The sequence below is a fragment of the Mycobacterium sp. 3519A genome (genome assembly GCF_900240945.1).
Lineage (GTDB): Bacteria > Actinomycetota > Actinomycetes > Mycobacteriales > Mycobacteriaceae > Mycobacterium.
In genome coordinates this window covers 2,323,961-2,350,055 of the sequence record NZ_OESG01000014.1, presented here as the reverse complement: position 1 = coordinate 2,350,055, position 26,095 = coordinate 2,323,961, and the positions used below count along the sequence as shown (strand labels likewise).

Annotated in this window: 24 protein-coding genes and 1 tRNA gene; 13 read left to right on the top strand and 12 right to left on the bottom strand. The window is 67.1% G+C overall.

The genetic code is table 11. The features are described 5' to 3' along the window. Positions 1-16: 16 nt before the first annotated feature. From C1A30_RS32615 to C1A30_RS32605, 3 genes are all read right to left on the bottom strand, one after another. Positions 17-991 carry a nucleoside triphosphate pyrophosphohydrolase gene (locus tag C1A30_RS32615; protein ID WP_101952329.1) on the bottom strand — a complete coding sequence of 325 codons (975 nt, stop codon included), beginning with the start codon at positions 989-991 and terminating at the stop codon, positions 17-19. Further along, positions 988-4,653, bottom strand: coding sequence for a transcription-repair coupling factor (mfd, locus tag C1A30_RS32610; RefSeq protein ID WP_101952328.1), 3,666 nt, complete (start codon positions 4,651-4,653; stop codon positions 988-990). Before mfd ends, C1A30_RS32615 begins: the two co-directional genes overlap by 4 nt. Positions 4,654-4,750: 97 nt before the next feature. Next, a complete protein-coding gene (locus tag C1A30_RS32605) occupies positions 4,751-5,353 on the bottom strand; it encodes a TetR/AcrR family transcriptional regulator (protein ID WP_067811775.1) in 603 nt (200 codons plus the stop codon). 86 nt (positions 5,354-5,439) lie between these two features. On the opposite strand from C1A30_RS32605, the gene C1A30_RS32600 reads away from it, so the two are divergent. The 8 genes from C1A30_RS32600 to pth all read left to right on the top strand — a co-directional run bounded on the left by C1A30_RS32600 (position 5,440) and on the right by pth (position 11,394). Continuing rightward, positions 5,440-5,511 (top strand) — tRNA-Gln (locus C1A30_RS32600). Positions 5,512-5,515: 4 nt separating this feature from the next. Further along, complete coding sequence (gene glmU, locus C1A30_RS32595) at positions 5,516-6,991, top strand: bifunctional UDP-N-acetylglucosamine diphosphorylase/glucosamine-1-phosphate N-acetyltransferase GlmU (RefSeq protein WP_101952327.1); 1,476 nt, start codon at positions 5,516-5,518, stop codon at positions 6,989-6,991. An 82-nt stretch (positions 6,992-7,073) separates the two neighbouring features. Then, positions 7,074-8,054, top strand: coding sequence for a ribose-phosphate diphosphokinase (locus C1A30_RS32590; protein ID WP_101952326.1), 981 nt, complete (start codon positions 7,074-7,076; stop codon positions 8,052-8,054). Continuing rightward, positions 8,054-8,398: an arsenate reductase (glutaredoxin) gene (arsC, locus tag C1A30_RS32585; RefSeq protein ID WP_101952325.1), complete on the top strand. Its 345-nt coding sequence runs from the start codon at positions 8,054-8,056 to the stop codon at positions 8,396-8,398. The genes C1A30_RS32590 and arsC overlap by 1 nt, the downstream gene beginning before the upstream one ends. A gap of 29 nt (positions 8,399-8,427) precedes the next feature. Beyond that, a complete protein-coding gene (locus C1A30_RS32580) occupies positions 8,428-9,045 on the top strand; it encodes an LpqN/LpqT family lipoprotein (RefSeq protein WP_235010303.1) in 618 nt (205 codons plus the stop codon). Positions 9,046-9,128: 83 nt separating this feature from the next. Continuing rightward, positions 9,129-9,998: an oxidoreductase gene (locus C1A30_RS32575; protein WP_101952323.1), complete on the top strand. Its 870-nt coding sequence runs from the start codon at positions 9,129-9,131 to the stop codon at positions 9,996-9,998. Between the two features lie 136 nt (positions 9,999-10,134). Next, complete coding sequence (locus C1A30_RS32570) at positions 10,135-10,803, top strand: 50S ribosomal protein L25/general stress protein Ctc (RefSeq protein WP_101952322.1); 669 nt, start codon at positions 10,135-10,137, stop codon at positions 10,801-10,803. Between the two features lie 12 nt (positions 10,804-10,815). Then, positions 10,816-11,394: an aminoacyl-tRNA hydrolase gene (gene pth / locus C1A30_RS32565; RefSeq protein WP_101952321.1), complete on the top strand. Its 579-nt coding sequence runs from the start codon at positions 10,816-10,818 to the stop codon at positions 11,392-11,394. Here the strand turns inward: pth and C1A30_RS32560 are convergent, their stop codons facing one another. Further along, on the bottom strand, positions 11,395-12,141 hold the full coding sequence (locus C1A30_RS32560; protein WP_101952320.1) for a cutinase family protein: 747 nt from the start codon (positions 12,139-12,141) through the stop codon (positions 11,395-11,397). Positions 12,142-12,205: 64 nt separating this feature from the next. Next, positions 12,206-13,240 carry a 4Fe-4S binding protein gene (locus C1A30_RS32555; RefSeq protein WP_101952318.1) on the bottom strand — a complete coding sequence of 345 codons (1,035 nt, stop codon included), beginning with the start codon at positions 13,238-13,240 and terminating at the stop codon, positions 12,206-12,208. Positions 13,241-13,353: 113 nt separating this feature from the next. Here C1A30_RS32555 and C1A30_RS32550 point away from each other — a divergent pair, with 113 nt between their 5' ends. Further along, positions 13,354-13,878, top strand: coding sequence for a DUF6611 family protein (locus C1A30_RS32550; RefSeq protein ID WP_101952316.1), 525 nt, complete (start codon positions 13,354-13,356; stop codon positions 13,876-13,878). 194 nt (positions 13,879-14,072) lie between these two features. After that, entirely contained in the window at positions 14,073-14,399 is a 327-nt protein-coding gene (locus tag C1A30_RS35480; protein WP_142392696.1) for a hypothetical protein, read from the top strand. Here C1A30_RS35480 and C1A30_RS32540 read toward each other — a convergent pair. Together C1A30_RS32540 and C1A30_RS32535 are read right to left on the bottom strand one after the other, a co-directional pair. Beyond that, positions 14,396-15,244 carry an ABC transporter permease gene (locus C1A30_RS32540; protein WP_101952313.1) on the bottom strand — a complete coding sequence of 283 codons (849 nt, stop codon included), beginning with the start codon at positions 15,242-15,244 and terminating at the stop codon, positions 14,396-14,398. The two genes, C1A30_RS35480 and C1A30_RS32540, sit on opposite strands and share 4 nt — an antisense overlap. Further along, positions 15,241-16,191: an ATP-binding cassette domain-containing protein gene (locus C1A30_RS32535; protein ID WP_101952311.1), complete on the bottom strand. Its 951-nt coding sequence runs from the start codon at positions 16,189-16,191 to the stop codon at positions 15,241-15,243. The genes C1A30_RS32540 and C1A30_RS32535 overlap by 4 nt, the downstream gene beginning before the upstream one ends. Positions 16,192-16,290: 99 nt before the next feature. On the opposite strand from C1A30_RS32535, the gene C1A30_RS32530 reads away from it, so the two are divergent. Further along, positions 16,291-17,718 carry a lipase maturation factor family protein gene (locus tag C1A30_RS32530; RefSeq protein ID WP_101952310.1) on the top strand — a complete coding sequence of 476 codons (1,428 nt, stop codon included), beginning with the start codon at positions 16,291-16,293 and terminating at the stop codon, positions 17,716-17,718. A 5-nt stretch (positions 17,719-17,723) separates the two neighbouring features. Here the strand turns inward: C1A30_RS32530 and C1A30_RS32525 are convergent, their stop codons facing one another. Both C1A30_RS32525 and C1A30_RS32515 read right to left on the bottom strand, forming a co-directional pair. Next, the gene (locus C1A30_RS32525; RefSeq protein ID WP_101952308.1) at positions 17,724-19,358 is read right to left on the bottom strand and encodes a fatty acyl-AMP ligase; all 1,635 of its coding nucleotides are present in this window, start codon (positions 19,356-19,358) and stop codon (positions 17,724-17,726) included. A gap of 275 nt (positions 19,359-19,633) precedes the next feature. Next, positions 19,634-20,608 carry a 4-(cytidine 5'-diphospho)-2-C-methyl-D-erythritol kinase gene (locus tag C1A30_RS32515; protein ID WP_101952307.1) on the bottom strand — a complete coding sequence of 325 codons (975 nt, stop codon included), beginning with the start codon at positions 20,606-20,608 and terminating at the stop codon, positions 19,634-19,636. 68 nt (positions 20,609-20,676) lie between these two features. Between C1A30_RS32515 and C1A30_RS32510 the strand changes: the two genes are divergently transcribed. Continuing rightward, complete coding sequence (locus tag C1A30_RS32510) at positions 20,677-21,474, top strand: serine/threonine-protein kinase (RefSeq protein ID WP_101952305.1); 798 nt, start codon at positions 20,677-20,679, stop codon at positions 21,472-21,474. Here C1A30_RS32510 and rsmA read toward each other — a convergent pair whose 3' ends face one another. The 3 genes from rsmA to C1A30_RS32495 all read right to left on the bottom strand — a co-directional run bounded on the left by rsmA (position 21,475) and on the right by C1A30_RS32495 (position 24,469). Beyond that, positions 21,475-22,410 carry a 16S rRNA (adenine(1518)-N(6)/adenine(1519)-N(6))-dimethyltransferase RsmA gene (gene rsmA, locus C1A30_RS32505; protein ID WP_235010410.1) on the bottom strand — a complete coding sequence of 312 codons (936 nt, stop codon included), beginning with the start codon at positions 22,408-22,410 and terminating at the stop codon, positions 21,475-21,477. It abuts the gene before it with no gap. Continuing rightward, a complete protein-coding gene (locus C1A30_RS32500; protein WP_101952304.1) occupies positions 22,407-23,534 on the bottom strand; it encodes a resuscitation-promoting factor in 1,128 nt (375 codons plus the stop codon). Before C1A30_RS32500 ends, rsmA begins: the two co-directional genes overlap by 4 nt. An 83-nt stretch (positions 23,535-23,617) precedes the next feature. After that, a complete protein-coding gene (locus C1A30_RS32495) occupies positions 23,618-24,469 on the bottom strand; it encodes a TatD family hydrolase (protein WP_101952303.1) in 852 nt (283 codons plus the stop codon). A 24-nt stretch (positions 24,470-24,493) separates the two neighbouring features. Here C1A30_RS32495 and metG point away from each other — a divergent pair, with 24 nt between their 5' ends. Then, on the top strand, positions 24,494-26,032 hold the full coding sequence (metG, locus tag C1A30_RS32490; protein WP_101952301.1) for a methionine--tRNA ligase: 1,539 nt from the start codon (positions 24,494-24,496) through the stop codon (positions 26,030-26,032). The last annotated feature ends 63 nt before the right edge of the window (positions 26,033-26,095 follow it).

Here is a 26,095-nt window from a genome sequence, read left to right as displayed (position 1 = left end):
AATGCCGTTTCGGCGGTTACGCGGGGACATCCGCGGGCTCCGGCTCGTCGGCCGTGGACCAATACGTCCGCCACTCCTCCTCGGAGACGTCCCCGAGCGTCGCCACGTCCAATTCCTCAGGGACATCCTCACCACGGCGTCCGGCGGCGATCGCGTGCTCCACCACCCGCACCGTGTCCATGAACTCCAAAACCGCTGAGCGCAAAACGTTTTCAGCGTCAGAACCAGCCGCCACCGTCACCGACGTGATCGACTCCGGTATCAGGTCGGCGGGCAGTCCCGCGGCGGAAACCCGCTCGAGCACCTTCTGCGCCAACGCCAATGCCGGCTGCCCGGTGGGCACATCGTCCATCGACGAATTGCGCGACTTCTCCAGCTTCTTGCGTTCCTCCCACTGGGCGAGCTGCTCGTCCAGCGAAATCGACTCCCCCGCCAGCACCGCGGGCACCCGGTTGCCCAGCTTGCGCACCAGCGAATCCGCCACATCGTCGATGGTGAACGGGTGCTGCGGCGCATCCTCGGCGATACGCGCGTGGAACAGCACCTGCAGCAACACGTCGCCGAGTTCCTCGCGCAGTTCGTCGGCGTTACCGCCACGCACCGCGTCGAACACCTCGTAGGTCTCCTCGAGCAGGTAGCGCCGCAGCGAATCGTGCGTTTGCTCGCTCTCCCACGGGCCCGCTGTGCGCAGCTTGTCCATCATCGCCACCGCGTCGACCAACCGCTCCCCCGCGGCGGGTTCCGGCGCCGCGATCAGCTTGTCGCCCGCCGCGAGGCGGGCCTTCACCGCGGGATGCTCCGGATCCGACGACAGCAACACCGGGGCGTCCTCGTCGTCCGACACACCGGCAATGCACGGCCGTGCGGACGGCAACGACCACGGCACCCTGACGGGCATCTCCTCGGTGTACTGCACATCGCCGCCCAGCAAGCCAACGGCCTCGATCGGAATGAGCGAAGGTCGGCGAGGGTCGACGAGGACGACGGTCATGTCGCCTTTCGCTTCTCACTCATCGGCCTACCTCCGAACTTCGTTATATCAACACCTTCCTGGGGTTTTCCATCGAGGGCCAGCACCAAACCAGCCACGAACGCGACGAGTTCAAGATCACGAATCCGTGGCGCGCCAACGCCGGAACCCGCCCGCGGGATCGGCACCTGCACGGTCGTCGTGGTCGCCCGATAGTTCGCTCCCGGATACAACCGCTTGAGCCGCAGTTGCTGAGAATCGGCCAGCTCCAGCGGAGACAGTCGCAGCGTCGACTCCGACATCGCACTCAGTTCGGTGATCCCGTAGCCACGGAGCAGCAGTCGCAGCCGCGCCACAGCAACCAGTCTCTGCGCGGCCTCCGGCAGCGGACCGTATCGGTCGATCAACTCCTCGACCACGGCGTCCACGCCCGCGTCGTCGCCGGCCGCCGCCAACCGCCGGTACGCCTCCAACCGCAACCGGTCGCTGGGGATGTAGTCCGGCGCCAGATGCGCGTCGACGGGAAGGTCGATCCGGACGTCCTTGGGTTCCTCAGGCGCCACAACGGTTTTCCCGTCCGCCGCCGCGCGGTACGCCTCGACCGCCTCACCGACCAGTCGCACGTAGAGGTCGAACCCGACGCCGGCCACGTGCCCGGACTGCTCAGCCCCGAGAACGTTTCCGGCGCCGCGGATTTCGAGGTCTTTCATCGCCACCGCCATACCGGCGCCCAGCTCGTTGTTCTGCGCGATCGTCGCGAGCCGGTCGTAGGCCGTCTCGGTCAGCGGCACCTCCGGCGGATACAGGAAGTACGCGTAACCCCGCTCGCGGCTGCGGCCGACCCGGCCACGCAGCTGGTGCAGCTGCGAAAGGCCGAACGTGTCGGCGCGGTCCACGATCAACGTGTTCGCATTCGAAATGTCAAGGCCCGTCTCGACAATCGTCGTACACACCAGGATGTCGAACTCGCGGTTCCAGAAGCCCTCGACGGTGCGCTCCAGCAGATCCTCGGGCATCTGCCCGTGCGCGATCGCGACGCGGGCCTCCGGCACCAGCGCGCGCACCTGGGCTGCGGCCTGCTCGATCGAGCGCACCCGGTTGTGGATGTAGAACGCCTGCCCGTCGCGCAACATCTCGCGTCGCAGCGCCGCCGCGATCTGCTTGTCGTCGTGCGGGCCGACGTAGGTCAGCACCGGGTAGCGCTCCTCGGGCGGGGTCAGGATCGTCGACATCTCACGGATGCCTGCCAGGCTCATCTCCAGCGTGCGCGGGATCGGCGTCGCGCTCATGGTCAGCACGTCGACGTGGGTACGCATCGACTTGATGTGCTCCTTGTGCTCGACGCCGAAGCGCTGCTCCTCGTCGACCACGACCAGGCCGAGGTCCTTCCAGGTCACGCCGGTCTGCAGCAACCGGTGCGTGCCGATCACGATGTCGACCGAGCCGTCCTTCATGCCTTCCAGCACCGCCCGTGACTCCGCCGGGTCGGTGAACCGCGACAACCCCTTCACGGTGACCGGGAAGCCGGCCATCCGCTCGGTGAACGTCTGCAGATGCTGGTCGGCGAGCAGCGTCGTCGGCACCAACACCGCGACCTGCTTACCGTCCTGCACCGCCTTGAACGCCGCGCGCACCGCGATCTCGGTCTTGCCGTAGCCGACGTCGCCGCAGATCACCCGGTCCATCGGCACCGGCTTCTCCATATCGGCCTTGACCTCGGTGATCGCGGTCAGCTGGTCGACGGTCTCGGTGAAGCCGAACGCGTCCTCCATCTCCGCCTGCCACGGGGTGTCTGGTCCGAACGCGTGTCCCGGCGACGCCTGCCGCTTCGCATACAGCGACACCAGTTCAGCCGCGATCTCGCGAACCGCCCTGCGCGCCTTGGTCTTTGTGTTGGCCCAGTCGCTGCCGCCGAGCCGGCTCAGTGTCGGCGCCTCGCCGCCGACGTAACGGGACAGCTGATCCAGTGAGTCCATCGGGACATACAACCGATCGGATCCACCACCGCGTTTGGCCGACGCGTACTCCAGCACCAGATACTCGCGGCGGGCGCCGCCGACCACCCGCTCGGTCATCTCGACGAACCGCCCGATGCCGTGCTGGTCGTGCACCACCAGGTCGCCCGCGGTCAACGCCAGCGGGTCAACGACGTTGCGGCGCTTGGCCGCCAGCTTCTTACCCTCCGTCGCGGTGGCCCGGTTGCCGGTCAGGTCCGTCTCGGTGATCACCACCAGGTTGGCGCCTTCGATCACCACCCCGTCGTGCAGCGGGCCCTTGAGCACTCCGACGACGCCTTCTTTCGGCGCGGCGCCGCCTTCCAAAAGACTTGCGGGCGTATCGGATTCGGCCAACTGCTCACACACCCGCTGCGCGGTGCCCGTGCCGGGGGTGACGACCGCTGCGTAGCCACCGGTGGCGACGTGGGCGCGCAGCATCGCGAAGATCTCGGCTTGAAAGTCTGGGTTGGGCTGCGCCCTACGCGCCGACGGCGCAGGCCGGACGTTCAGTTCGAACGCCGACTCGTCGGACAGCTGGCTGAGCGTCCACCACGGGTGCCCGCCGTCGCGGGCCGCTGCGCGGGCGTCGTCGAGTTCGACGAACCCGGATGCGCCGAGCGCTTCGATGTCGATCGGCACGTCGCCGCCGACAGCAGCCGTCGACCACGACGCCTCGAGGAACTCGCGGCCGGTCTTGATCAGGTCGGCCGCCCGGCTGCGCACCTTCTCCGGATCGCAGATCAGCAGCGGCGTGCCCTCGGGCAGGTGCGCCGACAGCGTGGTCAGTTCGGTCGGCCGCAGCAGCGGCAGCAGCGCCTCCATGCCGTCGACCGGGATGCCCTCGGCCAGCTTGGCCAGCATGTCGGGCACGCTGCCGGGAACGCTGTTCTCGGCCACCGGGTGCTCGGCGGACAACCGCGCGGCACGGTCGCGGACGTCGTCGGTCAGCAGCACCTCGCGGCATGGCACCGCGACCACGTAGTCGACGGCGATCTCGGGGATCGAGCGTTGGTCGGCGACGGAGAACATCCGCATCTCCGACACCTCGTCGCCCCAGAACTCCACCCGCACCGGGTGCTCGGCGGTGGGCGGGAACAGGTCGAGGATGCCGCCGCGGACCGCGAATTCACCGCGCTTGCCGACCATGTCGACACGCTCATAGGCCAGCTGCACCAGCCTGGCGATTACGGCATCGAACTCGGCCTCCGCCCCGAGGGCCAGCGTCACCGGTTCGATGTCGGCGACGTCGGGCGCCATCGGCTGCAGCAGCGATCGCGTCGTGGTGACGACGATGCGCAGCGGCTCACCGAGCCGCGAGTCGTCGGGGTGGGCCAGCCGACGCAGCAGCATCATCCGCGCACCGACCGTGTCGACGCCGGGCGACAGCCGCTCGTGCGGCAGCGTCTCCCAGGACGGGAACATCGCCACCGCGTCGCCGAAGACGCCGCGCAGTTCGGCGGTCAGGTCGTCGGCCTCGCGGCCGGTGGCGGTGACGACGAGCAGCGGTCCGGCCTGTGCCAGTGCGCTCGCCGCGAACAGCCGCGCGCTGGCGGGTCCGACGAGGGTGAGATCGCTGGGTTTCTCGGCGGCCCGGCGGGCGACGTCCGCCAGCGACGGATCCCTCAACGCCAGGTCAACGAGCCCCGCGATCGGGGTTTGAACATGGGTGTGCCCCGATGCGGTCATGATGGTTCCATCCTAGTGCGCCGCCCAAACGGACATTTGGGCGCGAAAGTGCGAGTAGTGAGCACCATTTCGTCGATCTCGGCGGACGCCGACGCGATCACTCGTCGATGAGTTGCGGATCGTCCTCGAGATGCATCAGCCCGTTCCAGCACAGGTTGACTAAATGCGCGGCCACCACTTCCTTCTTCGGCTCACGCACGTCGAGCCACCACTGCGCCGTCATCGACACCGAGCCCACCAACGCCTGCGCGTACAGCGGCGCCATGTCCGGATCGAGCCCGCGCCGGGAGAAGTCGCCTGCCAGGATCGACGACACCTGGTTCACGGCCTCGTTGAGCAGCGTCGAGTAGGTGCCCGCGGTGATGGCGGCCGGCGAATCGCGGATCAGGATGCGGAAGCCGTCGGTGCGCTCGTCGACGTAGGTCAGCAGCGCCAGCGCCACCCGCTCGATGCGCAGCCGGGACCGGTTGTTGGTCATCCTGGTCAGCGACGAGGTGATCCCGTCGAGCAGCGCCGACATCTCGCGGTCGACGACCACCGCGTACAGACCCTCCTTGCCGCCGAAGTGTTCGTAGACGACGGGTTTGGAGACGTTGGCCCGCAGCGCGATCTCTTCGATCGACGTGCCCTCGTAGCCGCGTTCGGCGAACAACGTCCGGGCGACGTCGATCAGCTGATGACGCCGCTCGGCGCCGGTCATCCTGGCGCGGGGCGCACGCACCTCCTTGTCGAGTGCTGCCACGCCTTTCAGGGTAAGGCCATCCACTACCATCACGAGTTGATCAGTCCGTCGTGGTGTAATCGGCAGCACCTCTGATTTTGGTTCAGATAGTTCAGGTTCGAGTCCTGGCGACGGAGCTTTATGGCGAACGTGCACGGCGAGGCCGCTGTCCTGGTTCTAGCGGCCGGGGCAGGTACCCGCATGCGGTCGGACACCCCGAAGGTCCTGCACACGCTGGCCGGGCGCAGCATGCTGGCGCACGCGCTGCATTCGGTGGCCAAGGCGGCGCCGGGTCATCTCGTGGTGCTGCTCGGCCACGACCGTGACCGCATCGAACCCGCGGTGGCCGCGCTGGCCGACGAGCTGGGCAGGCCGATCCACATCGCCGTTCAGGAGGAGCAACTCGGCACCGGCCACGCCGTCCGCTGCGCGCTCGCGGCGCTGCCCGACGACTATGCAGGCGTCGTCGTCGTGACCTACGGCGACGTGCCGCTGCTGGACGCCGACACCCTCGCCGGGCTGATCGCCGCACACAGTGCAGGCGACGCCGCGGTGACCATGCTGACCACGACGCTGGCCGACCCGACCGGCTACGGGCGGGTTGTACGCACTGCCGACGGCGAGGTGATCAGCATCGTCGAGCAGAAGGACGCGGGGCCCTCGGAGCTGACCATCCGGGAGATCAACGCGGGCGTCTACGCCTTCGACGCCGCGGTGCTGCGCTCGGCGCTGGACAAGCTGCAGCCCCACAACGCGCAGCAGGAGCTGTATCTGACCGACGTGATCTCGATCGCGCGCTCGGATGGGCTGCGTGTGCGCGCGGTGCACGTCGACGATTCGGCGTTGGTGGCAGGCGTCAACGACCGCGTGCAGCTCTCGGAGCTGGCGGCCGAACTCAACCGGCGCATCGTCGCGGCCCATCAGCGCGCGGGCGTCACGATCGTCGATCCGGCCACCACGTGGATCGACGTCGACGTGACGATCGGCAGGGACACCGCGATCCAGCCGGGCACGCAACTGCTCGGCGCCACCCGCATCGGCGCGCAGTGCATCGTCGGCCCGGACACCACGCTGACCGACGTCACCGTCGGCGACCGCGTCTCGGTGGTGCGCACCCACGGCGGCCAGTCGGTCATCGGCGACGGCGCGGTGGTGGGGCCGTTCGCGTATCTGCGGCCGGGCACGGTGCTTGGCGCCGACGGCAAGCTCGGCGCGTTCGTCGAAACCAAGAACGCGACCATCGGCACCGGCACCAAGGTGCCGCACCTGACCTACGTGGGTGACGCCGACATCGGCGAGCACAGCAACATCGGGTGTTCCAGCGTCTTCGTCAACTACGACGGCGAGAACAAGAGCCGCACCACGATCGGCTCACACGTGCGCGCAGGCTCCGACACGATGTTCGTCGCCCCGGTGACCGTCGGCGACGGCGCCTACACCGGCGCGGGCACGGTGGTCCGTGAGGACGTGCCGCCTGGCGCGCTGGCCGTGTCGGCGGGTCCGCAGCGAAACATCGAGGGCTGGGTCGCGCGGAAGCGGCCGGGGTCGAAGGCCGCGGAGGCCGCCCGCCGCGCTACCGGCGAAGACCAGAACCCGGACGACGCCGCAAAGCCGTGAGCCGGTTGCCAGTTGTTGGGGATGCGGCAACCCGTACGATTAGGCCGTAACGATCCCGATCTCGAGGGCGGCGAAAGACACCGTGGGTACCGAGTGGACCGATAACCGCAAGAATCTGATGCTCTTCTCGGGTCGTGCGCACCCCGAACTGGCCGAGCAGGTGGCCAAGGAGCTCGACGTTCCGGTCACCGCGCAGACCGCACGGGACTTCGCCAACGGCGAGATCTTCGTTCGCTTCGACGAATCGGTTCGCGGCTGTGACGCGTTCGTGCTGCAGAGCCATCCGTGGCCGCTGAACCAGTGGCTGATGGAACAGCTGATCATGATCGATGCGCTCAAGCGCGGCAGCGCCAAGCGGATCACCGCGATCCTGCCGTTCTATCCGTACGCCCGCCAGGACAAGAAGCACCGCGGCCGCGAGCCCATCTCCGCGCGCCTGGTCGCAGACCTGCTCAAGACGGCGGGGGCCGACCGGATCGTGTCGGTCGACCTGCACACCGACCAGATCCAGGGGTTCTTCGATGGTCCTGTCGACCACATGCGGGCGCAGAAGCTGCTGACCGGCTACATCGCCGAGAACTACTCCGGCCACGACATGGTCGTGGTCTCCCCCGACTCGGGGCGGGTGCGCGTCGCCGAGAAGTGGGCCGACTCGCTCGGCGGTGTGCCGCTGGCCTTCATCCACAAGACGCGCGATCCGCTGGTGCCCAACCAGGTGGTGTCCAATCGCGTGGTCGGCGACGTGCGCGGCAAGACCTGCGTGCTGACCGACGACATGATCGACACTGGCGGCACTATCGCGGGCGCGGTCAACCTGCTCAAGAAGGACGGCGCGGGCGACGTCATCATCGCCGCGACGCACGGGGTGCTGTCCGATCCCGCGCCGCAGCGACTGGCCGACTGCGGAGCGTGTGAGGTGATCGTCACCAACACGCTGCCGATCGGTGAGGAGAAGCGTTTCCCGCAGTTGACCGTGCTGTCGATCGCACCGCTGCTGGCCAACACGATCCGCGCCGTGTTCGACAACGGTTCGGTGACAAGCCTTTTCGACGGGTCCGCGTAGTGGCTGACTCTGTCATCTATCACAACCCCAAGTGTTCGACCTCGCGCAAGACCCTGGAGTTGCTGCGCGACAACGGTATTGAACCCGAAGTGGTGCAGTATCTGAAGACACCGCCGACGCGCGCCGAGTTGGCCCAGATGATCAAGGACGCGGGCATCGACGTGCGGACCGCGGTGCGCAAACGTGAAGCGCTGTACTCCGAACTGGGCCTGGCCGACGCGTCGGACGACGAGTTGCTCGATGCGATGGCCGAGCACCCGATCCTGATCGAGCGCCCGTTCGTCGTCACGCCGAAGGGCACCAGGCTGGCCCGGCCGATCGACGCGGTCCGAGAGATTTTGTGACCTTTCGACACTGGGCCGCAATCGGTCTCGTGGCGTTCGCCGTAACGGGCTGCGGCGCGGAAAAGGTTGACTACCAATCGGTCTGGTCGACGTCGCCGACCACGACGACGACAACGACCACCGCGTCGGGGGCGCCGGTGCCCATCGCGAAGTATCTGGAGGATTCCGGGGTCACCGGGGAACCGGTCGCGCCGCAGCAGCTCACCGATCTGACGGTGACGATGCCGCAGCCGAAGGGCTGGCAGCAGTACAACAACCCGAACATGGCGCCGGGAACGCAGATGATCGCCAAGAACGACACCTACCCCACCGCGACCCTGATCGTGTTCAAACTCAAGGGCGACTTCGACGTCACCGAGGCCATCAAGCACGGTTACGTCGACGCGGAGTTGTCGCAGAACTTCCACCGGCTCAACGCGTCGACCGACAACTGGCACGGCTTCCCGTCGGCGATGATCGAGGGCAGCTACGACCTCAACGGCGCCCGCATGCACAGCTACAACCGCATCGTCATCCCGACCACTGCACCGCCGGCCAATCAGCGCTATCTCATCCAGTTCACCGTGACGGGCTATGCGGAGAAGGCGGCCGAGCAGGCGCCCGACATCGAGGCCGTCATCAAAGGCTTCGACGTCAAGCTCAAGTAGCGCGCCGAAATGCACTTTTGTACAGAAAGTGCGAGAAGACGTGAACAAAACGTGCATTTCACGGGGCGCATTAGGGTTAGCCCATGACTGAGTGGACCGCCGCCGAGCTACCGTCCTTCGCAGGCCGAACGGTGATCGTCACCGGAGCCAACAGCGGCCTTGGCCTGGTCACCGCCCGCGAGTTGGCCCGTGTCGGGGCGAAAACGATTCTGGCCGTGCGCAACACCGCCAAGGGCGACGCCGCCGCCGCGACCATGACCGGCGACGTCGAGGTGCGCAAGCTCGACCTGCAGGACCTGGCGTCGGTGCGGGCGTTCGCCGACGGGATCGACGGCGTCGACGTGCTGATCAACAACGCGGGCATCATGGCGGTGCCCTACGCGCAGACCGTCGACGGCTTCGAAAGCCAGATCGGCACCAACCACCTCGGCCACTTCGCGCTGACCAACCTGCTGCTGCCCCGGATCATCGACCGGGTGGTGACGGTGGCGTCGATGATGCACGTGTTCGGGCGGATCAACCTCAAGGACCTCAACTGGAAGGCCCGGCCGTACCTGGCGTGGCCGGCCTACGGGCAGTCCAAGCTGGCCAACCTGCTGTTCACCTCCGAGTTGCAGCGCCGCCTCGACGCCGTCGGGTCGACGGTGCGGGCGCTGGCCGCGCATCCGGGATATTCGGCCACGGAACTGCAGTCGCACTCGGCGGGACCGTTCGGCAAGGTGTTCCAGGCTGGGAACTCGCTGGTCGCGACGTCCGCCGAGTTCGGGGCCCGCCAGACGCTGTACGCGACGTCGCAGGATCTGCCGGGCAACACCTACGTCGGCCCGCGGTTCGCCATGTGGGGGCCGACCGGCCCGACGCCGTTGCGCAGCCCGCTGGCCCGCGACGCCAAGAAGGCAGGCGCGCTCTGGGAGCTGTCCGAGCAGCTCACGGGCACCAAATTTCCTTTGTGATTTGGGCGTGAGCCGCCCGTCGCGCTACCCTCGTTGACGATCACGGCGAGGGTGGCCCGGCCACCGTTATCGACGCGAGCCTCATCTAGTGGTGCGCCCTTGCTGTGCTGAGCACACGACACAGGAGCAACACCACATGGCCAAGACCGCGACCAACAAGCTGACGGCTGCCGTCCGCACCGAGACGGGCAAGGGCGCCTCGCGTCGCGCCCGCCGTTTGGGCAAGGTGCCCGCCGTTCTCTACGGCCACGGCAGCGATCCGCAGCACCTGGAACTCGACGGCCACGACTTCGCGGCCGTGCTGCGGCACTCCGGCACCAACGCAGTGCTCACCCTCGACATCGAGGGCAAGGAGCAGCTCGCCCTGACCAAGGCGCTCGATGTGCATCCGATCCGCCGCTCCATTCAGCACGTCGACCTGCTCGTGGTGCGGCGCGGCGAGAAGGTGACCGTCGAGGTCAACGTGGTGGTCGAGGGCGAGGCGGCGTCCGGCTCGCTGGTCACCCAGGACGCCAACACCATCACCGTCGAGGCCGATGTGCAGTCGATTCCCGAGCACCTCACGCTGTCGATCGAGGGCGCCGAGATCGGCACGCAGTTCACCGCCGGTTCGATCGCGCTGCCGTCGGGCGTCAGCCTGGTTTCGGATCCCGAGACGCTGGTGGTCAACGTCGTCGCCGCGCCGACGGCGGAGGACCTCGAGGCCGAGGGCGCCGGCGAGGCCGCCGAGGGCGCCGAGGGTGAGCCGGCGACCGAGGCCGGCGAGGGCGCAGGCGAAGAGGCACCCGCCGAAGAGTCCGAGTAAGCGGGTTCCGGTATGGCCGAACCCATCTTGGTGGTCGGCCTGGGCAACCCCGGACCGCAGTACGCGACGACGCGGCACAACCTGGGTTTCCTTGTCGCCGACATCCTTTCGGACCGCCTCGGTTCTGGATTCAAGGTGCACAAGAAGTCCGGGGCCGAGGTGGCGACCGGCCGCCTCGGTGGCCGGTCGGTCGTGCTGGCCAAGCCGCGCTGCTACATGAACGAGTCGGGGCGTCAGGTCGGGCCGCTGGCCAAGTTCTACTCGGTGCCGCCCGCCGACATCGTGGTGATCCACGACGAACTCGATATCGACTTCGGCCGGATCAGGTTGAAGTTCGGGGGCGGCGTCGCAGGGCACAACGGCCTGCGGTCGGTGTCATCGGCGTTGGGGACCAACGACTTTCAGCGGGTGCGCATCGGAATCGGCCGCCCGCCCGGTCGGATGGAAGGCGCGGCATTCGTGTTGGGCAACTTCACCAACGTCGAATGGCGCGAGGTTCCCACCATCTGTGAGCAGGCGGCCGATGCCACCGAACTTCTGGTCTCGCAAGGGTTGGAGCCGGCGCAGAACACCGTGCACGCCTGGGGCTGATCAGCCCTCGGCTGACAGCGTGCTGATCGGCGCCTGCGGTGCGTTGATCCGGTCGGCCACGAATTGTGCTGCCTGCGTTGCCATCCCGGCCTGCACGTAGAGGCTGTGGGCTGGGATGTCGTCGCCGTTGGAGCACACCGGGTCGGCGCCGTTGCACAGATCGATCGTCTTGGGCCCGTACACCGGGCTCAGCACGGTCAGCGGGTTGCCGAGCAGTCGGATCGACGGGTTGCCGAACACCGCGACGCCTGCGACGTGGTCGGCGACGTTGGCGGGCATGATCTGCGTGAAGCCGAGGGTCGGCTGGTCGGCCACCGTGATCGCGTCGACGACGGCAGCACCCTGCGAGTAGCCGCCCAGCACGATCTTCGTGTCGGGGCAGGTGTTGGCGATGTTCTGCACGAAATTGCTGGCGTCGTTGGCGCCGTCGGCGGCACGCAGGAAGTCACGTGACGCGGGGTAGTTCACCGCATAGACGGCGACCGACTTGCCTTTGACGAGTGGCTTCAGGGCGTCGACGAACGCCTGGCCGACCCGACCGATTCCGTCCGGTTCGCCGGTGCCGCGCGCGAACACCACCTGGACGGCCGGACACGAATCCTGCGCTGCCGAGGCCACTGCCGTCGTGACCGGTGCGACCAGCGTCACACCCGAAAACAAAACCGCCGCAACACACATCACCAGCCGACGCAGCGGCGGGACGGTACCTGACTTGGCGCGAAACGCCGCTACCTCGTTGATCTTCATGATTTGGCAAACGCAGCGCGGTCGCAGAAGCTTCCCGATCCGCCCAACCGGACAAATGGACGCTTTAGCGTCCCCGGATCCCGCTGTCGACGACCTTCACCTGCTTGTGCGGGTAACGGCGTTCGGCGTGCTCCTTGGCCGCCGAGTTCGGCAGCACGTAGAGCGTCTCCTTCTTCTCCTGCAGCGGTTTGAGCACCAGGTCCATGAAACCCTTGCGATCCTCCAGATAGGGTTCGATGACGTCCTCGCCCGCCGGGCACACCGCGAGGCAGTATGCGGCCTTGTAGTTCGCCTTGAACGACAGGCTCTGCCACATCGATGCGTTCTCGGAATCGGTCACCCGCGAACGGAAGTCGTCGGCCGACGAACTGTCGGCAATGGTCTGCGCCCAGTCGGTGAACCCGCCCATGAACTCGCGGTAGTTGTGCACCGAACAGGCGACGAAGTCGAACTGGCCATCCTTCTTGATCGCTCCGACCGGGCAGGCCACGACGCACAGCTTGCACTCCAGGCATGGCGAATAGTCAAGCGGCTCACCGTAACTGCTGATCGGGGCGGCCACCAGAATGGTGCCGAGCAGGATGAAGTTGCCGAACTTCGGGTGGATGACATTGCGGTGGATGCCCATCACGCCAAGACCGGCGGCCACCGCCACCGGCTTGTGCGCCACCACCCAGATGCGCCCGGGGTAGCGGTCCATCTCCATCGGGAACGACATCGACGGGTTGATCGCCCGGTAGCCGGCGTCCTGCAGCGCGCGGGTGATCCGGTGGGCGGCGGCGTTCATGATCTCGCCGCTGCGGTGGAACTCCTGGTTAGCCACGCTGCGCGCGGTCGAGCGGACGTTGTCGCGATTCATCTTGACGACCAGCGCGACGTAGCTCAGCGTGCCCGGTAGCGCCGCCTCGACGTGTTCGCGCTCGCCCGCCAGATCGGGGTGCTCCACGCTGGCGAAGGAGACGTCGTCGGCGCCCGCGTCGAGGCACACCCGACGCAACCAGTCCGCGTCGATGACGCCAGGCCGCTCGGTCTTGCGGGACCGCACTTTGCGCACCGTCGGATGGTCGGCGAGCCGAGCCGGGATCTTCTCCACCGTCATGTTGAGTATAGTACACAATACTCAGCTGCTGGCGTTATCAATAAATCCTTCGCACGCGTAAAGAAACTGTTCAGACCGCACATCTACGGCGCGGGCGGGGGTACACCAGAGACATGAACGGCAAGGATCTGCTACGCCGGGGATGGGTGCGGTTGCTCGACGGTGACCGCCCGTGGGGGTCGATCGAGATTCGCCCCGACCGCTTCGGAGTCACGCGATACCGCCTGGTGGTGTATCCGCCGGGGATCAGCGATGCGGAACGGCGCCGCGTCCGGATCGCCCGCGGTTGGCCACTGTGGGGCGCGCTGGTCTGGGTGTTCTGCGAGATCTGGCTCAACCAGCTGACCGAGCCGTCGACCGCGGTGTGCATCTCGACAGCGCTCTTCATCGGGCTGGGGGTGGTCACCATGATGAGAGCAGGCGATGCGCGCAGACAGGTCAGGACGATCGGCGCCATGGTGCTCGCCGGCCACCGCGATCCGGTGTCGGCGGCAGTGCACCACAAGCTGGAGAACCTCGCAGGCACGCTGCTCGAGGCCGACGAACTGCTCGCGCGCGGCGAGATCACGCCTGCGGCCCACGAGGCGATCTGGTGGCGGGTGTACGACCAGATGAGTGAGACGCACGTCACTGCCTGAGCCAGCCGGTTTCCCAAGTCACACAGCGGCTTTCGACGACTTACGTGCCGATGCTGGCGGCTGGCTGCGAACCGGCCCACGCTTTGCCGCCAGCGACCCCCACGCCTGCGCGTCGTCCCTGCGCTGACTGCTGACCCTCTGTGCCTTGTGCCGCAACGGCTTTGGCGGCGCGCTCGCGGCGATAGTGTGCAGCCATGAGATTCGAGAAACCCCGCACCGCAACACTGTTCGTCCTCACCGCCGCGGCAATAGCGTTGGCGGTGCCACTGCCCACCGACGGAGCGATAGGACCCGGCGGCGGCTGCAACCACAACGCAGGACCGAACGAACGAGGCGACGTCAGCGGCACCAGCCACGGTGCGGTCGGAGGAGGCGGCACCGAAGGCACGACCGGGTTGTCGTCCGACGACGGCTGTCCCAGCAGCCTGAGCAGCGTCAGCGGGGCACGAGGACCCGCAGGCCCCACGATCGACTCCTCAACCACCGGGCCCGACTCCCGACCGCCCTCGGGTATTGGCTAACCGCCCGTCCGGCGCGCGTAGGCGCGCAATGCGAACGGCGCGAACACGGCGGTCAGCGCCACCGACCACAGAATGGTCGCCAGTATCGGATGGTGCAGCGGCAACTGGGCGGCTTCCGGCGCAGGCCCGCCGTTACCCCAGAGTTCGCGCATCGCCTGCGCCAATGACGACACCGGGTTCCACTCAGCGATGGCACGCAGCCACGGCTGCATCGGTTCGGTCGGCGCGAATGTGTTGGCCAGGAACGTGATTGGGAACAACACGGTGAACATGACGCCGTTGACCGCCTCGACCGACCGCATCACCGAGCCAATCAGAATGCCGAACCAGATCATGGCGAAGCCGAAAACCAGGATCAGCAGGAACGCCAACGCGGCCTCGGCGACGCTGCCGCGGATGCGCCATCCGATCGCGAGTCCCGTCACCGCCATCACCACGACGCCGATCGACGAGTGCAACAAACTGGCCACGCTGCGGCCGATCAACACCGACGACCGCGAGATCGGCAGCGAGCGGAACCGGTCGATGATGCCCTTCTCGACGTCGGCCGTGATGCCCGATGCCACCACGAACGCCGTGAAGACGATGGTCTGCGCCTGAATGCCCGGCAGCAGGAACTCGCGGTAGGAGGCACCGCTGCCGGTCGCGATGGACGCGCCGAAGACGAACGCAAACAACAGCACGAACATGATGGGTTGCGCTGTCACATCGCTGAGCATCTCTGGCATGCGTTTGGTGTGAATCATGTTGCGCTTCACCATGATCCACGACTGCTGGGCGATGTTGGTGGGATGGGTGCGCGCGGGCTGCAGCTCGATGCGCGTCTGCGTGGTGGTGGCGGTCATGGGCCTACCTCTTCTTCGGTGCGGTGTCCGGTGAGCGAGAGGAACACGTCGTCAAGGCTGGTCCGCGACAGCCCGATGTCGTCGACGTCGATCTCGCTGTCTCGCAGCCAGCCCGCGACGCGGACCATGTCGGTCAGGCCGTCGGCCGCGGCGGTCAACTGGCGGGCACCGGTGTCGACGAACACCTCCGCGCCGGTCTTGGCCAGCAGCGCCTGGGCGGCGGGCAGGTCGTCGGCGTTCGAGACGGTGATGACCAGGCTGGCGTTGCCCGCCTGCTGCTTGAGCTGCAGCGGCGAGCCTTCTGCGATGATCCGGCCCTTGTCGATCACCACGATGTTGTCGGCCAACTGATCGGCCTCCTCCAGATATTGCGTGGTCAGCAGCAGCGTGGTGCCGCCCTGCACCAGCCCGCGCAGCACCTCCCACAGGTCGCTGCGGCTGCGCGGATCCAGCCCGGTGGTGGGCTCGTCGAGGAACAGCACCGGCGGCGACGCCAGCAGGCTGACCGCGAGATCCAACCGCCTGCGCATGCCGCCCGAGTACGACTTGACCACCCGGTCCGCCGCGTCGGCGATCGAAAACTGTTCCAGCAGTTGATCGCCCAGCCGCGCCAACGCCTTGCGGCGGATGCCGTACAGGCCGCCGATCATCCGGATGTTCTCGCGTCCGGTGAGCAGTTCGTCGACGGTGGCGACCTGGCCCGTGAGCCCCATGCTGCGGCGCACCTTGTCGGGTTCGCAGACCACGTCGTATCCGGCGACGCGGGCGGTGCCGCTGGTGGGCAGGGTCAGCGTGGTCATCATCCGCACCGTGGTGGTCTTGCCCGCCCCGTTGGGCCCGAGCAGCCCGAGCACGGTGCCCGGCTGCACGGTGAAGCTGACGCCGTCGACCGCGGTGCTTTCCCCGAACTTCTTGACCAGGTCAACGGCCTCGATCGCGGGTGTCATGTGACCGACGGTATCGGCGCGGCACGACACACGGCCAATGGTTTTGTTTCCATGTCTCGTTTGCCTGACTGCGGGTACAACAGAGTCAGGAGTACCCAAATGAACGCGCAGTGGTTCGTTGCCCCTGAGTACTGGCTGGCCCGGCAGGTCCTCCAGCGCGGCATTGCGGTGGTGTACCTGATCGCGTTCATCGGGGCTGTGCGACAGTTCCGTGCGCTGATCGGTGAACACGGCATGCTGCCGGTGCCGCGGTTCGTCGAGCGCGTGCCATTCCGGGTGGCGCCGAGCATCTTCCACTTCCACTATTCGGACCGGATGTTCGCCGCCGTCTGCTGGGTGGGCGCGGCGTTGTCGGCGGCGGTCGTGGCCGGGGTACTCGATGTGGTGCCGCTCTGGGCGACGATCGTCATCTGGCTGGCGCTGTGGGTGCTGTACCTGTCGATCGTCAACGTCGGGCAGCGGTGGTATGGATTCGGCTGGGAGTCACTGCTTTTGGAGGCCGGCTTCATAGCGATCTTCCTGGGCAACGACGACGTCGCGCCCCCGCTGCTGACCATCCTGCTCGCCCGCTGGCTGCTGTTCCGGGTGGAGTTCGGCGCGGGTCTGATCAAGCTGCGGGGCGACCCGTGCTGGCGGGATCTGAGCTGTCTGGACTACCACCACGAGACGCAGCCGATGCCAGGCCCGCTGAGTTGGTTCTTCCACCATCTGCCCAAACCGCTGCACCGGGTGGAGGTGGCGGGCAACCACTTCGCCCAACTGGTGGTGCCTTTCGCGCTGTTCGCACCGCAACCGGTGGCGTCCGTGGCGGGCGCGATCGTGATCGTCACCCAGTTGTGGCTGGTGTTATCGGGCAACTTCGCGTGGCTGAACTGGCTGACGATCCTGCTCGGCTTCAGCGCCATCGCGGCCCCAGGCACCCGCACGCTGCCCGACCCGCCGCTGTGGTTCGCCGCGTTGGTGGTCGCGTTCACGGTGGTGACCGTCGTGCTCAGTTTCTGGCCGGTGCGCAACATGGTGTCGAGCCACCAGCGGATGAACGCCGCATTCAATCCCATTCACCTGATCAACACCTACGGCGCGTTCGGCAGCATCGGCCGCAGGCGCCTCGAGGTGGTGATCGAGGGCACCGACGAGGCCGAGATCACCGAGCACACCGTCTGGAAGAAATACGAATTCAAGGGCAAACCCGGCGACCCGCGCCGACTGCCCCGCCAGTGGGCGCCTTACCATCTGCGGCTGGACTGGTTGATGTGGTTCGCCGCGCTGTCACCCCACTATGCGCGGGACTGGATGGGGCCGTTCATCATTCGGCTGCTACGCAACGATCCGCCGACGCTGCGGCTGCTGCGGCACAACCCGTTCCCCGAGTCGCCGCCGCACTACGTGCGCGCCCAACTGTACGAATACCGGTTCACCACTTGGCACGAACTGCGACGTGACCACGCATGGTGGCACCGCACCCTGGTCGGCGAGTTCCTGCCGCCCGTGGCGCTCGGAAAATCGCCGCGAACGACCGCAAAATGACGTAGCTAGGTGACCAGCGAGACCGAGTTGGACCGGCGCAGCTTGCCCGACGACGTCTTCGGGATGCTGCCAGGGCCGAGCACGACGACGTTGCGCGGTCGCACGTCGACCTCGCTGACCACCTCGTGCGCGACCTGATGCTCGATGCGACGCACCTCGGCCGGGTCCTGCCAGTTGTTGGACTCGACGGCGACGGCGAACGTCTCGCGGGAGTGGCCGGCGTCGAGTCGCACCGCCACGGCGCAGCCCGGCCGCACGCCCTCGACGCGCCCGGCGGCCCGCTCGATGTCGGTCGGATAGATGTTGCGGCCGGCCATGATGATCACGTCCTTGACGCGGCCGCACACGATGATGTTGCCCTCTTCGGTGATGTAGCCGAGGTCGCCGGTGTCATACCAGCCGTGCTCGTCCTGCGCGGGGATGAAACCGCCCATGGTCATGTAGCCGGGCGTCACGCACTCGCCGCGCAACTCGATCACCCCGACACCGCGCGGCGGCATCACGCTGCCGTGCTCGTCGATGACGCGGGCCTCGAGGTCGGTCAGCAGCGGGCCCAGTGAGGCCAGCCTGCGGGTGTTGCCCTTAGTCGCCGGCACGGCGCGGCGCAGCGCGGCCAGCAGATCGGCGTCCACCTCGTCGACCACCAGACCGGCACCGCACGGCGAGAACGACACCGCCAGCGTCGTCTCGGCCATGCCGTAGGCCGGCAGGATCGCATCGGGCTTCAGGCCGAACGGCTTGCCCGCGTCCAGCAGGTCCTCGACGTCGGCGGGCTCGACGGGTTCGGCACCCGACAGCGCGAACCGCAGCGTCGACAGGTCGAACTCGCCGGGCTTGGCCTGGCGGCGCAGCCGCTTGGCGAACAACGCGTAGGCGAAGTTCGGGGCCGCGGTCATCGTGCCCTTGTACTTGTCGATGAGCTTGGCCCACAGCAGGGTGTCGCGCAGGAAGTCCATCGGCGTGACCTTGACCAGCTCGGCGCCGAAGTACATCGGGATGGTCAGGAAGCCGACCATGCCCATGTCGTGGAAGCAGGGCAGCCAACTGACCATGACGTCCTTGTCGACGTCGTACTGGGCGCCGATGAACATCGCCTCGGCGTTGGAGTAGATGTTGCGGTGGGTGATCTGCACCGCCTTCGGCGATCCCGTCGAACCGGACGTCAGCTGCATCAGCGCCAGGTCGTCCTCGTCGACGTCGATCGGATCGATCGGATCGGAGGCCAGCAGGTCGGTGATCGTGAGGACCTTGATGCCCTTCTCTTCGAGCACCGGGATGGCCACCAGGAACGGCTCGGACACGATGACGGCCTTGGCCTCGATCATGGCGATCACGTTCATGGTGTCTTCGGCCCAGACCACCAGGTCGGTGCGCGGTGTGGGCTGGTGCAGCATGGTCAGGCTGGCGCCACGCATCCACAGGCCCTGCGCTGTCGGCGCGATCTCGACCGGGAACCCGGCCAGCACGCCGACGGCGTCACCGAGGCCGATACCCGCCTGCGCCAGGCCACCTGCGATGCAGCGGGCGCGCTCGTGGACCTCACCCCAGGTGTGCCGGACGGGCTCATAAGGTTCACCGGTGACCATGCCCGTCTTCGCGGTCCGGGCGTTGTGGTACATCTTCTCGGTGAATCTGCTCACGCCAACCTCCTAGTGGGTCCCAGAGCAAACCTCTGGGTGTAATGCTCCCGCTGATAGAGGGCGCTTTCGCGTAGGCGCGCACACAATTGGGGAGCGGTTAGGTCTCGAATCGGGGATATGCCTATATATCCGAACAAGCCACCACCGGGGTTACCGGTGGTCGAAAAGGTCGCGCCCGATTCCTGACCGCTAGCTTTCACCGCGGATCATCTTAAGCAACTCTTAAGTAGCCGCCAAACTGACGCGATAAATGAGGCCTGGGTCACACCTGGCGGTCACACCGACGTCGACGGCGTCGGCACCACGCGGGCGCCGTGCACCGGCCCGCTGGCCACCCGCACCGTGCGGCACACCCCGGCACCGGCGAGTTGCGCCCCGACGTCGACGGCCTGCGACGCGGTCCGGCACAGGAACGCACACGTCGGTCCCGAGCCCGACACGATGCCCGCCAGCGCACCGGCCTCTTCGCCCGCCCGCAGTGTGCGGCGCAGCCCCGGGTCCAGGCTCAACGCCGCCGGCTGCAGGTCGTTGCCGAGCAGCGGCGCCAGCTCTGCCGGGTCACCCGACGCCAGCGCGGCCAGCACCGGCTCCGGATCCTCTAGCCGCGGCGGTGCGTCGCGGCCCGCGCCCGCGGTGTCGCGCAACCGGTCGAGTTCGGCGAACACCGCGGGCGTCGACAACCCGCCGTCGGCGAACGCCAGCACCCAGTGGAACGTGCTGCGAGCCAGCACGGTGGCCAGTTCCTCGCCACGGCCGGTGCCGAGCGCGGTGCCGCCGTGCAGCGCGAACGGGACGTCGCTGCCCAACTGGGCGGCCAGCGCGTGCAGGTCGCGCCGCGGCACCCCGAGTTCCCACAGCGTGTTCATCGCGACGAGCACCCCGGCGGCGTCGGCGCTGCCGCCGGCCATGCCGCCCGCGACGGGGATCGACTTCTCGATGGAGATCGCGACGTCCGGCGCGCGGCCGACGTGGTCGGCCATCAACTCGGCGGCCCGCCACGCCAGGTTGCGCTCGTCGGCGGGCAGCGAGTCCACGCCCTCCCCCGCCATCTCGAGCGACAACACGTCGGCCGTGCTGACCGTCACCTCGTCGAGCAGCGAGACGGCATGGAAGACGGTCGTCAGCTCGTGGTAGCCGTCGTCACGACGGTCGCCGACGGACAGATACAGGTTGACCTTGCCGGGGACACGCACGGTGACCGACCCGGTGGGAACCCACTCGGATGCGGTACTTCCGTCGGACGCGGACACGGCACGACACTAACGCCGCCGCTGGCTTCCGGCAGGCGAACCCACCCAGCAAAACCTAGGCTGGACAAGTGCTGTCCCCCGGCGAATGGTACGAGGGCTACGTCGTGGACGCGGTGCTGGGCCACGGCGGATACGCGACGGTCTACCGGGCGCACGAGGCGAGGAAACCGGGCCGGGTGGTGGCATTGAAGGTTCTCGACACCCATCATCGCCAGCCGGCCCAGATCGCGCAGTTGCAGCGGGGATTCGACATCGCGAAGAGTCTCGACCACCCGCACATCATCAAGACCTACGACAGCGGACCCGGTTGGCTGGCAATCGAATTGGTCAACGGTGGCACGGTGACCAGGCTGCAGGAGTTGCCCGACCGGCTTGCCGCACTGGCCCAGATCGCCGACGCGCTCGACTACGCCCATCAGCGCGGCGTGGTGCACTGCGACGTCAAGCCCACCAATATCCTGGTTTCGCAGCCCTTTTCCGAACGCGGCGCGGTGTTGATCGATTTCGGGATCGCCCATCTGATGGCCAAGGACGTCGGCCACCGGCCCACGCACGTCGTGGCGTCGCTGCCGTACGCCGCACCGGAACTGCTGCGCGGACAGACGCCGTCGGCGGCCACCGACGAGTACGCGCTGGCGTGCACCGCGTTCGAGTTGATCACCGGCGCACCGCCGTTCACCGCGAAGACGTCCTTCGAACTGGTCGACGAACACCTGCACTCGCCGCCGCCGAAGCTGTCGCGCAAAGTCGCCTGGCTACCTCACGCGTTCGACTCGATGATGAGTAAGGCGCTGGCGAAGAACCCCGACAACCGATACGAGACGTGCTCGGAGTTCATCGCGCTGATCACCCGCGCGCTGCGGTAGCTAGACGACGCGGATTTGCGGCTGCTCGGCAGGCTGCTCCTCGACCTGCTTGACCGCCTGCTTCGGGGCCGGTTCCCACTCGTCGGACCGCTGCAGCAGCCGGACGAAGTCCGCGACCGACAGCGTCTCGCCGCGGCGTGACGGGTCGATGCTCGCCGCCAGCAGTCGGCGGGCCGACTCGTTACCCGAACCCGCCCACTCCGCGAACGCGTTGCGCGACGTCTTGCGGCGCTGAGCGAACGCCACGTCGATCAACTCGAACACCTTGCTGCGGAAGTCGGCGTCGGTGGGCCACGGGGAGACCTCGTGCCGGTCGATGCGCACCAGCCCCGAGTACACCCGCGGAATCGGCCAGAACACCGTCGGCGACACCATGCCGTAGCGCCGGACGTTGCCGAAGAAGCGAACCTTGACGCTGGGCACGCCGTAGTCCTTGCCGCCCGGTTCGGCGGCAAGCCGCTCGGCGACCTCCGCCTGCACCATCACCATGACGGTGCGGATGGACGGGAACTCGGCGAGCAGATGCAGCAGCGCCGGCACCGCGACGTTGTACGGAAGGTTGGCCACCAGCGCGGTGGGCTGTTCCTCCACTTCGTGAGCCTGCAGCGTCAGAATGTCGCGGTTGAGCACCGTCAGCCGGTTGATCTCGCTGTGGGAGTGCTCGGCGATGGTCTTCGGAAGCTGCCGGGCCAACACCGGGTCGATCTCGACGGCCGTCACCCTGGCGCCCCTGTCGAGCAGGGCCAAGGTCAGCGATCCGAGCCCGGGTCCGACCTCCAGGACGTGATCGTGACGATTTACGCCAGAGGCCGAGACGATACGGCGAACGGTGTTCGCGTCATGAACGAAATTCTGGCCGAAAGATTTACGGGGCCTGAAGTCGATCTCTTTCGCCAGGTGCCTTATCTCGGTCCGCCCGAGGAGTCGAATAGTCAGCGCGCTCCAATCCTCCCGCTACAGACGGGCCACGCTCCCCACCCTTGTCGCGCCCGAGTAACCTCAGCAATCGCGATCTGTTCTTCTCTTGTCGCCAGATCCGCCCTCGGAGCATACCTCAGACCGCCTTGACGTTCCCAGGTGTTTTGATCAAATTGAACGCCACCGTAAAATCCGTTGCCAGTGTTGATGGCCCAATTACCACCGGCTTCACATTTCGCCAGCGAATCCCAAATACCGGGATTACTTACCGGGGGAACTTCTGTACCCGGTTTTGCACCGATCCGCGTCACCCCGTCGCGGGCCGGAACGACTACGACATTGGCTACTGGCAACTTGCCGGTCTCGACGCCGTTGACGCTCGCCACCGCAAAAGTCACGTCCTGCGTTCCCGGCGTGCCGGGGTCCTCGACGACCTGTCGGCTCATGTTCATCGTGGGGTCGGGAATCTGTTTGTTTTCGGGTTCAAGCGGAATCCGCTCGGTGACCTTGTCGATGCGGATTCGGGTCACCTGGATGGACATGTTGTCGACGATCGGCGACCACGCGGGCGGCACCACGGCGTCGTTCTGCTCGAGCGGAACACCCGCCGCTTCGAGCAGTCCGGCAACGTTCGGCGCCGCGATGTGAACCGTTCGGATGACGCCAGCGTCGTTGAGCTGCACCGTTTTTGCGCTCACCACGGGCAGCGACATACCCGCCAGCGGAACACGGCTACCGCGCGACGCCGCGGCCGGCGCCTTGTCCGACATCCGCAGTTGCGCCAGCGCCTCGTCGACCGTCGACGCGGTGGTCCACACCTGTCGGCTGTTCTCGCCGTCGAGCGAGAGCTGCAGCGGCCTGCTGCGGCGCAGCACGATCGACTCGGACTGATGTACGGGCGCGTTGGCGGCCGGGTAGAGGTCGTCGCGCTCGCCGACGTTGAAGCCGTTCTCCTTGACCACGTCGATGACGCGCGACTTCATCGTGGCAACCGTGATCTCGGAGCCGTCGACGGTCAGCTTGACGGTCTTGTGTGCGGCGACGGCGAAGCCGCCTGCGAAGGTGAGCGCGAGCAGCATCGCGCCGACCAGCAGGCGAAGCATCGGCGAGCGTGCTTCGTGGAGCTTGTTCAGAGTATTCAAGTGCCTGGTGTATCCCCGGATATCGGACGGTCGCCGGCCGGAGCCGACCCCCCCGTTCGATCACAGCACGGTAACGAATCGGTCTAGGAGCGGCAACTGGTGAGCCCATAGGCTCGGACGGCGGTCGTGGTACTTGCCTGGGCAATTACTTCTGCCGGGCGGTCGACGACTTCGGCGAGCGCCCTCACTGTGTAGGGCAGGCAGTACGGCTCGTTCGGCGCTCCACGATACGGGTGCGGGGTCAAAAACGGCGCATCGGTCTCCACGAGCAGCTGGTCGGGCGGGATCAGCGGGGCGGCTTCGCGCAGCGCTTTGGCGTTTTTGAAGCTGACCGTGCCGGCCAGACTGAGCAGCCAGCCGTTGGCCACACAGGTGCGTGCCATCGCCGCATCCGACGAGAAGCAGTGGAAGATGACCGTCTCGGGCGCGCCCTCGGCGGTGAGCACGTCGAGCACCTCGCTGTCGGCATCGCGGTTGTGGATCATCAGCGGCTTGCCGGTGCGCTTGGCGAGGTCGATGTGCCAGGCGAACGCGTCGCGCTGGGCGGCGGGCGTCGCGCAGCCGTCGAGCTTGCCCGGCCAGTACATGTCCATACCGGTTTCGCCGATCGCGACGACGCGGGGATGCTCGGCCAGTCGCTCGAGGACGGCCTTGGCTTCGTCGGTGAGCGCGTCGGCCCGCGTCGGGTGCAGCGCCACCGCGGCGTAGACGCGGGCGTCCCAGTCGGCCGCCTGGGTCGCCCAGCGGGCGGCCTCCAGGTCGTCGGCGATGGTGACGACGGCCTGCACCCCGACCGCGGCCGCGCGGTCGACGATCGCCGTGACGCTCGCCGCGTCCGTGGCGCCGCAGGCGTCGAGGTGGGTGTGCGCATCGATCAGCGGGATCAGCGGTTCGGGAGCCGGGGGCTGTGCCCGCTCTGAACGCTTCGAACTCACCTGGACACAATAAGGTGAGGACAAATGAGTGAGCCGTTCTACATCACGACAGCCATCGCCTACCCCAACGGCGACCCGCACGTCGGACACGCCTACGAATACATCGCCACCGACGCGATCGCCCGGTTCAAGCGACTCGACGGTTTCGACGTGCGCTTCCTTACCGGCACCGACGTCCACGGTCTCAAGATGGCCGAGACGGCCGCGGCAGAGGGCATTCCGACCGCGGAGTTGGCCCGTCGCAATTCCGACGTGTTCCAGCGGATGCAGGAGCGGCTGAACATCTCGTTCGACCGGTTCATCCGCACCTCCGACGCCGACCATTACGAGGCGTCCAAAGAACTCTGGCGCCGGATGAACGACAACGGCGACATCTATCTCGACGCCTACCAGGGCTGGTACTCGGTGCGCGACGAGCGCTACTTCACCGAGGCCGAGACGACCGTCGGCCCTGACGGCGAGCGCATCGCCACCGAGACCGGCGCGCCGGTGCGGTGGACCGAGGAGCAGACGTACTTCTTCCGGCTCTCGGCCTACGCCGATCGGTTGCTCGCCCACTACGAGGCGCATCCGGAGTTCATCGAACCCGAGGTGCGCCGCAACGAAGTGGTCAGCTTCGTCTCCGGCGGGCTGCGCGACTTCTCGATATCGCGGACGACGTTCGACTGGGGTGTGCCGGTACCCGACCATCCCGACCACGTCATGTATGTCTGGGTCGACGCGCTGACCAACTACCTGACCGGCGTCGGCTTCCCCGACACGTCGTCGGAGCTGTTCCAGCGGTTCTGGCCTGCCGATCTGCACATGATCGGCAAGGACATCATCCGGTTCCACACGGTCTACTGGCCTGCATTTCTGATGTCGGCGGGAATCGAGTTGCCGCACAAGGTCTTTGTGCACGGATTCCTGCTCAACCGCGGCGAGAAGATGAGCAAGTCGGTGGGCAACGTGGTCGACCCGCTGAACCTGATCGACACGTTCGGCGTCGACCAGGTGCGCTACTTCTTCCTGCGCGAGGTGCCGTTCGGGCAGGACGGCAGCTACAGCGAGGACGCGATCATCGGTCGCATCAACGCCGATCTGGCCAACGAGTTGGGCAATCTGGCACAGCGCTCGTTGTCGATGGTGGCCAAGAACCTCGACGGAAAAGTGCCGCAGCCAACCGATTTCACCGCCGACGACAAGGCGCTGCTGGACGCCGCGGACGCGTTGCTGGACCGAGTGCGCAGCCAATACGACGCCACCGCAATGCATCTGGCGCTCGAGTCGATCTGGTCGGTGCTCGGCGCGGCCAACAAGTACTTCTCGGTGCAGGAGCCGTGGGTGCTGCGCAAGACTGACGAGGAGCGGTTCCGCACCGTGCTCTACACGACGCTGGAGACGGTGCGCATCGCCGCGCTGCTGAGCCAGCCGGTGATGCCCGAGTCGACGGGCAAGCTGCTCGACCTGCTCGGCGTGCTCGACGATCAACGCAGCTTCGCGGCGATCGGCACGCGGCTGACGCCAGGCACTGCGCTGCCCGCGCCTGCCGGCGTGTTCCCGCGCTACCAAGCGGAGTCATAACAAGCGCAATCTCGGCGGTACGTCGCGGCAATCTCGCAGTAACGGTCGGCGACTTGTCTTGTC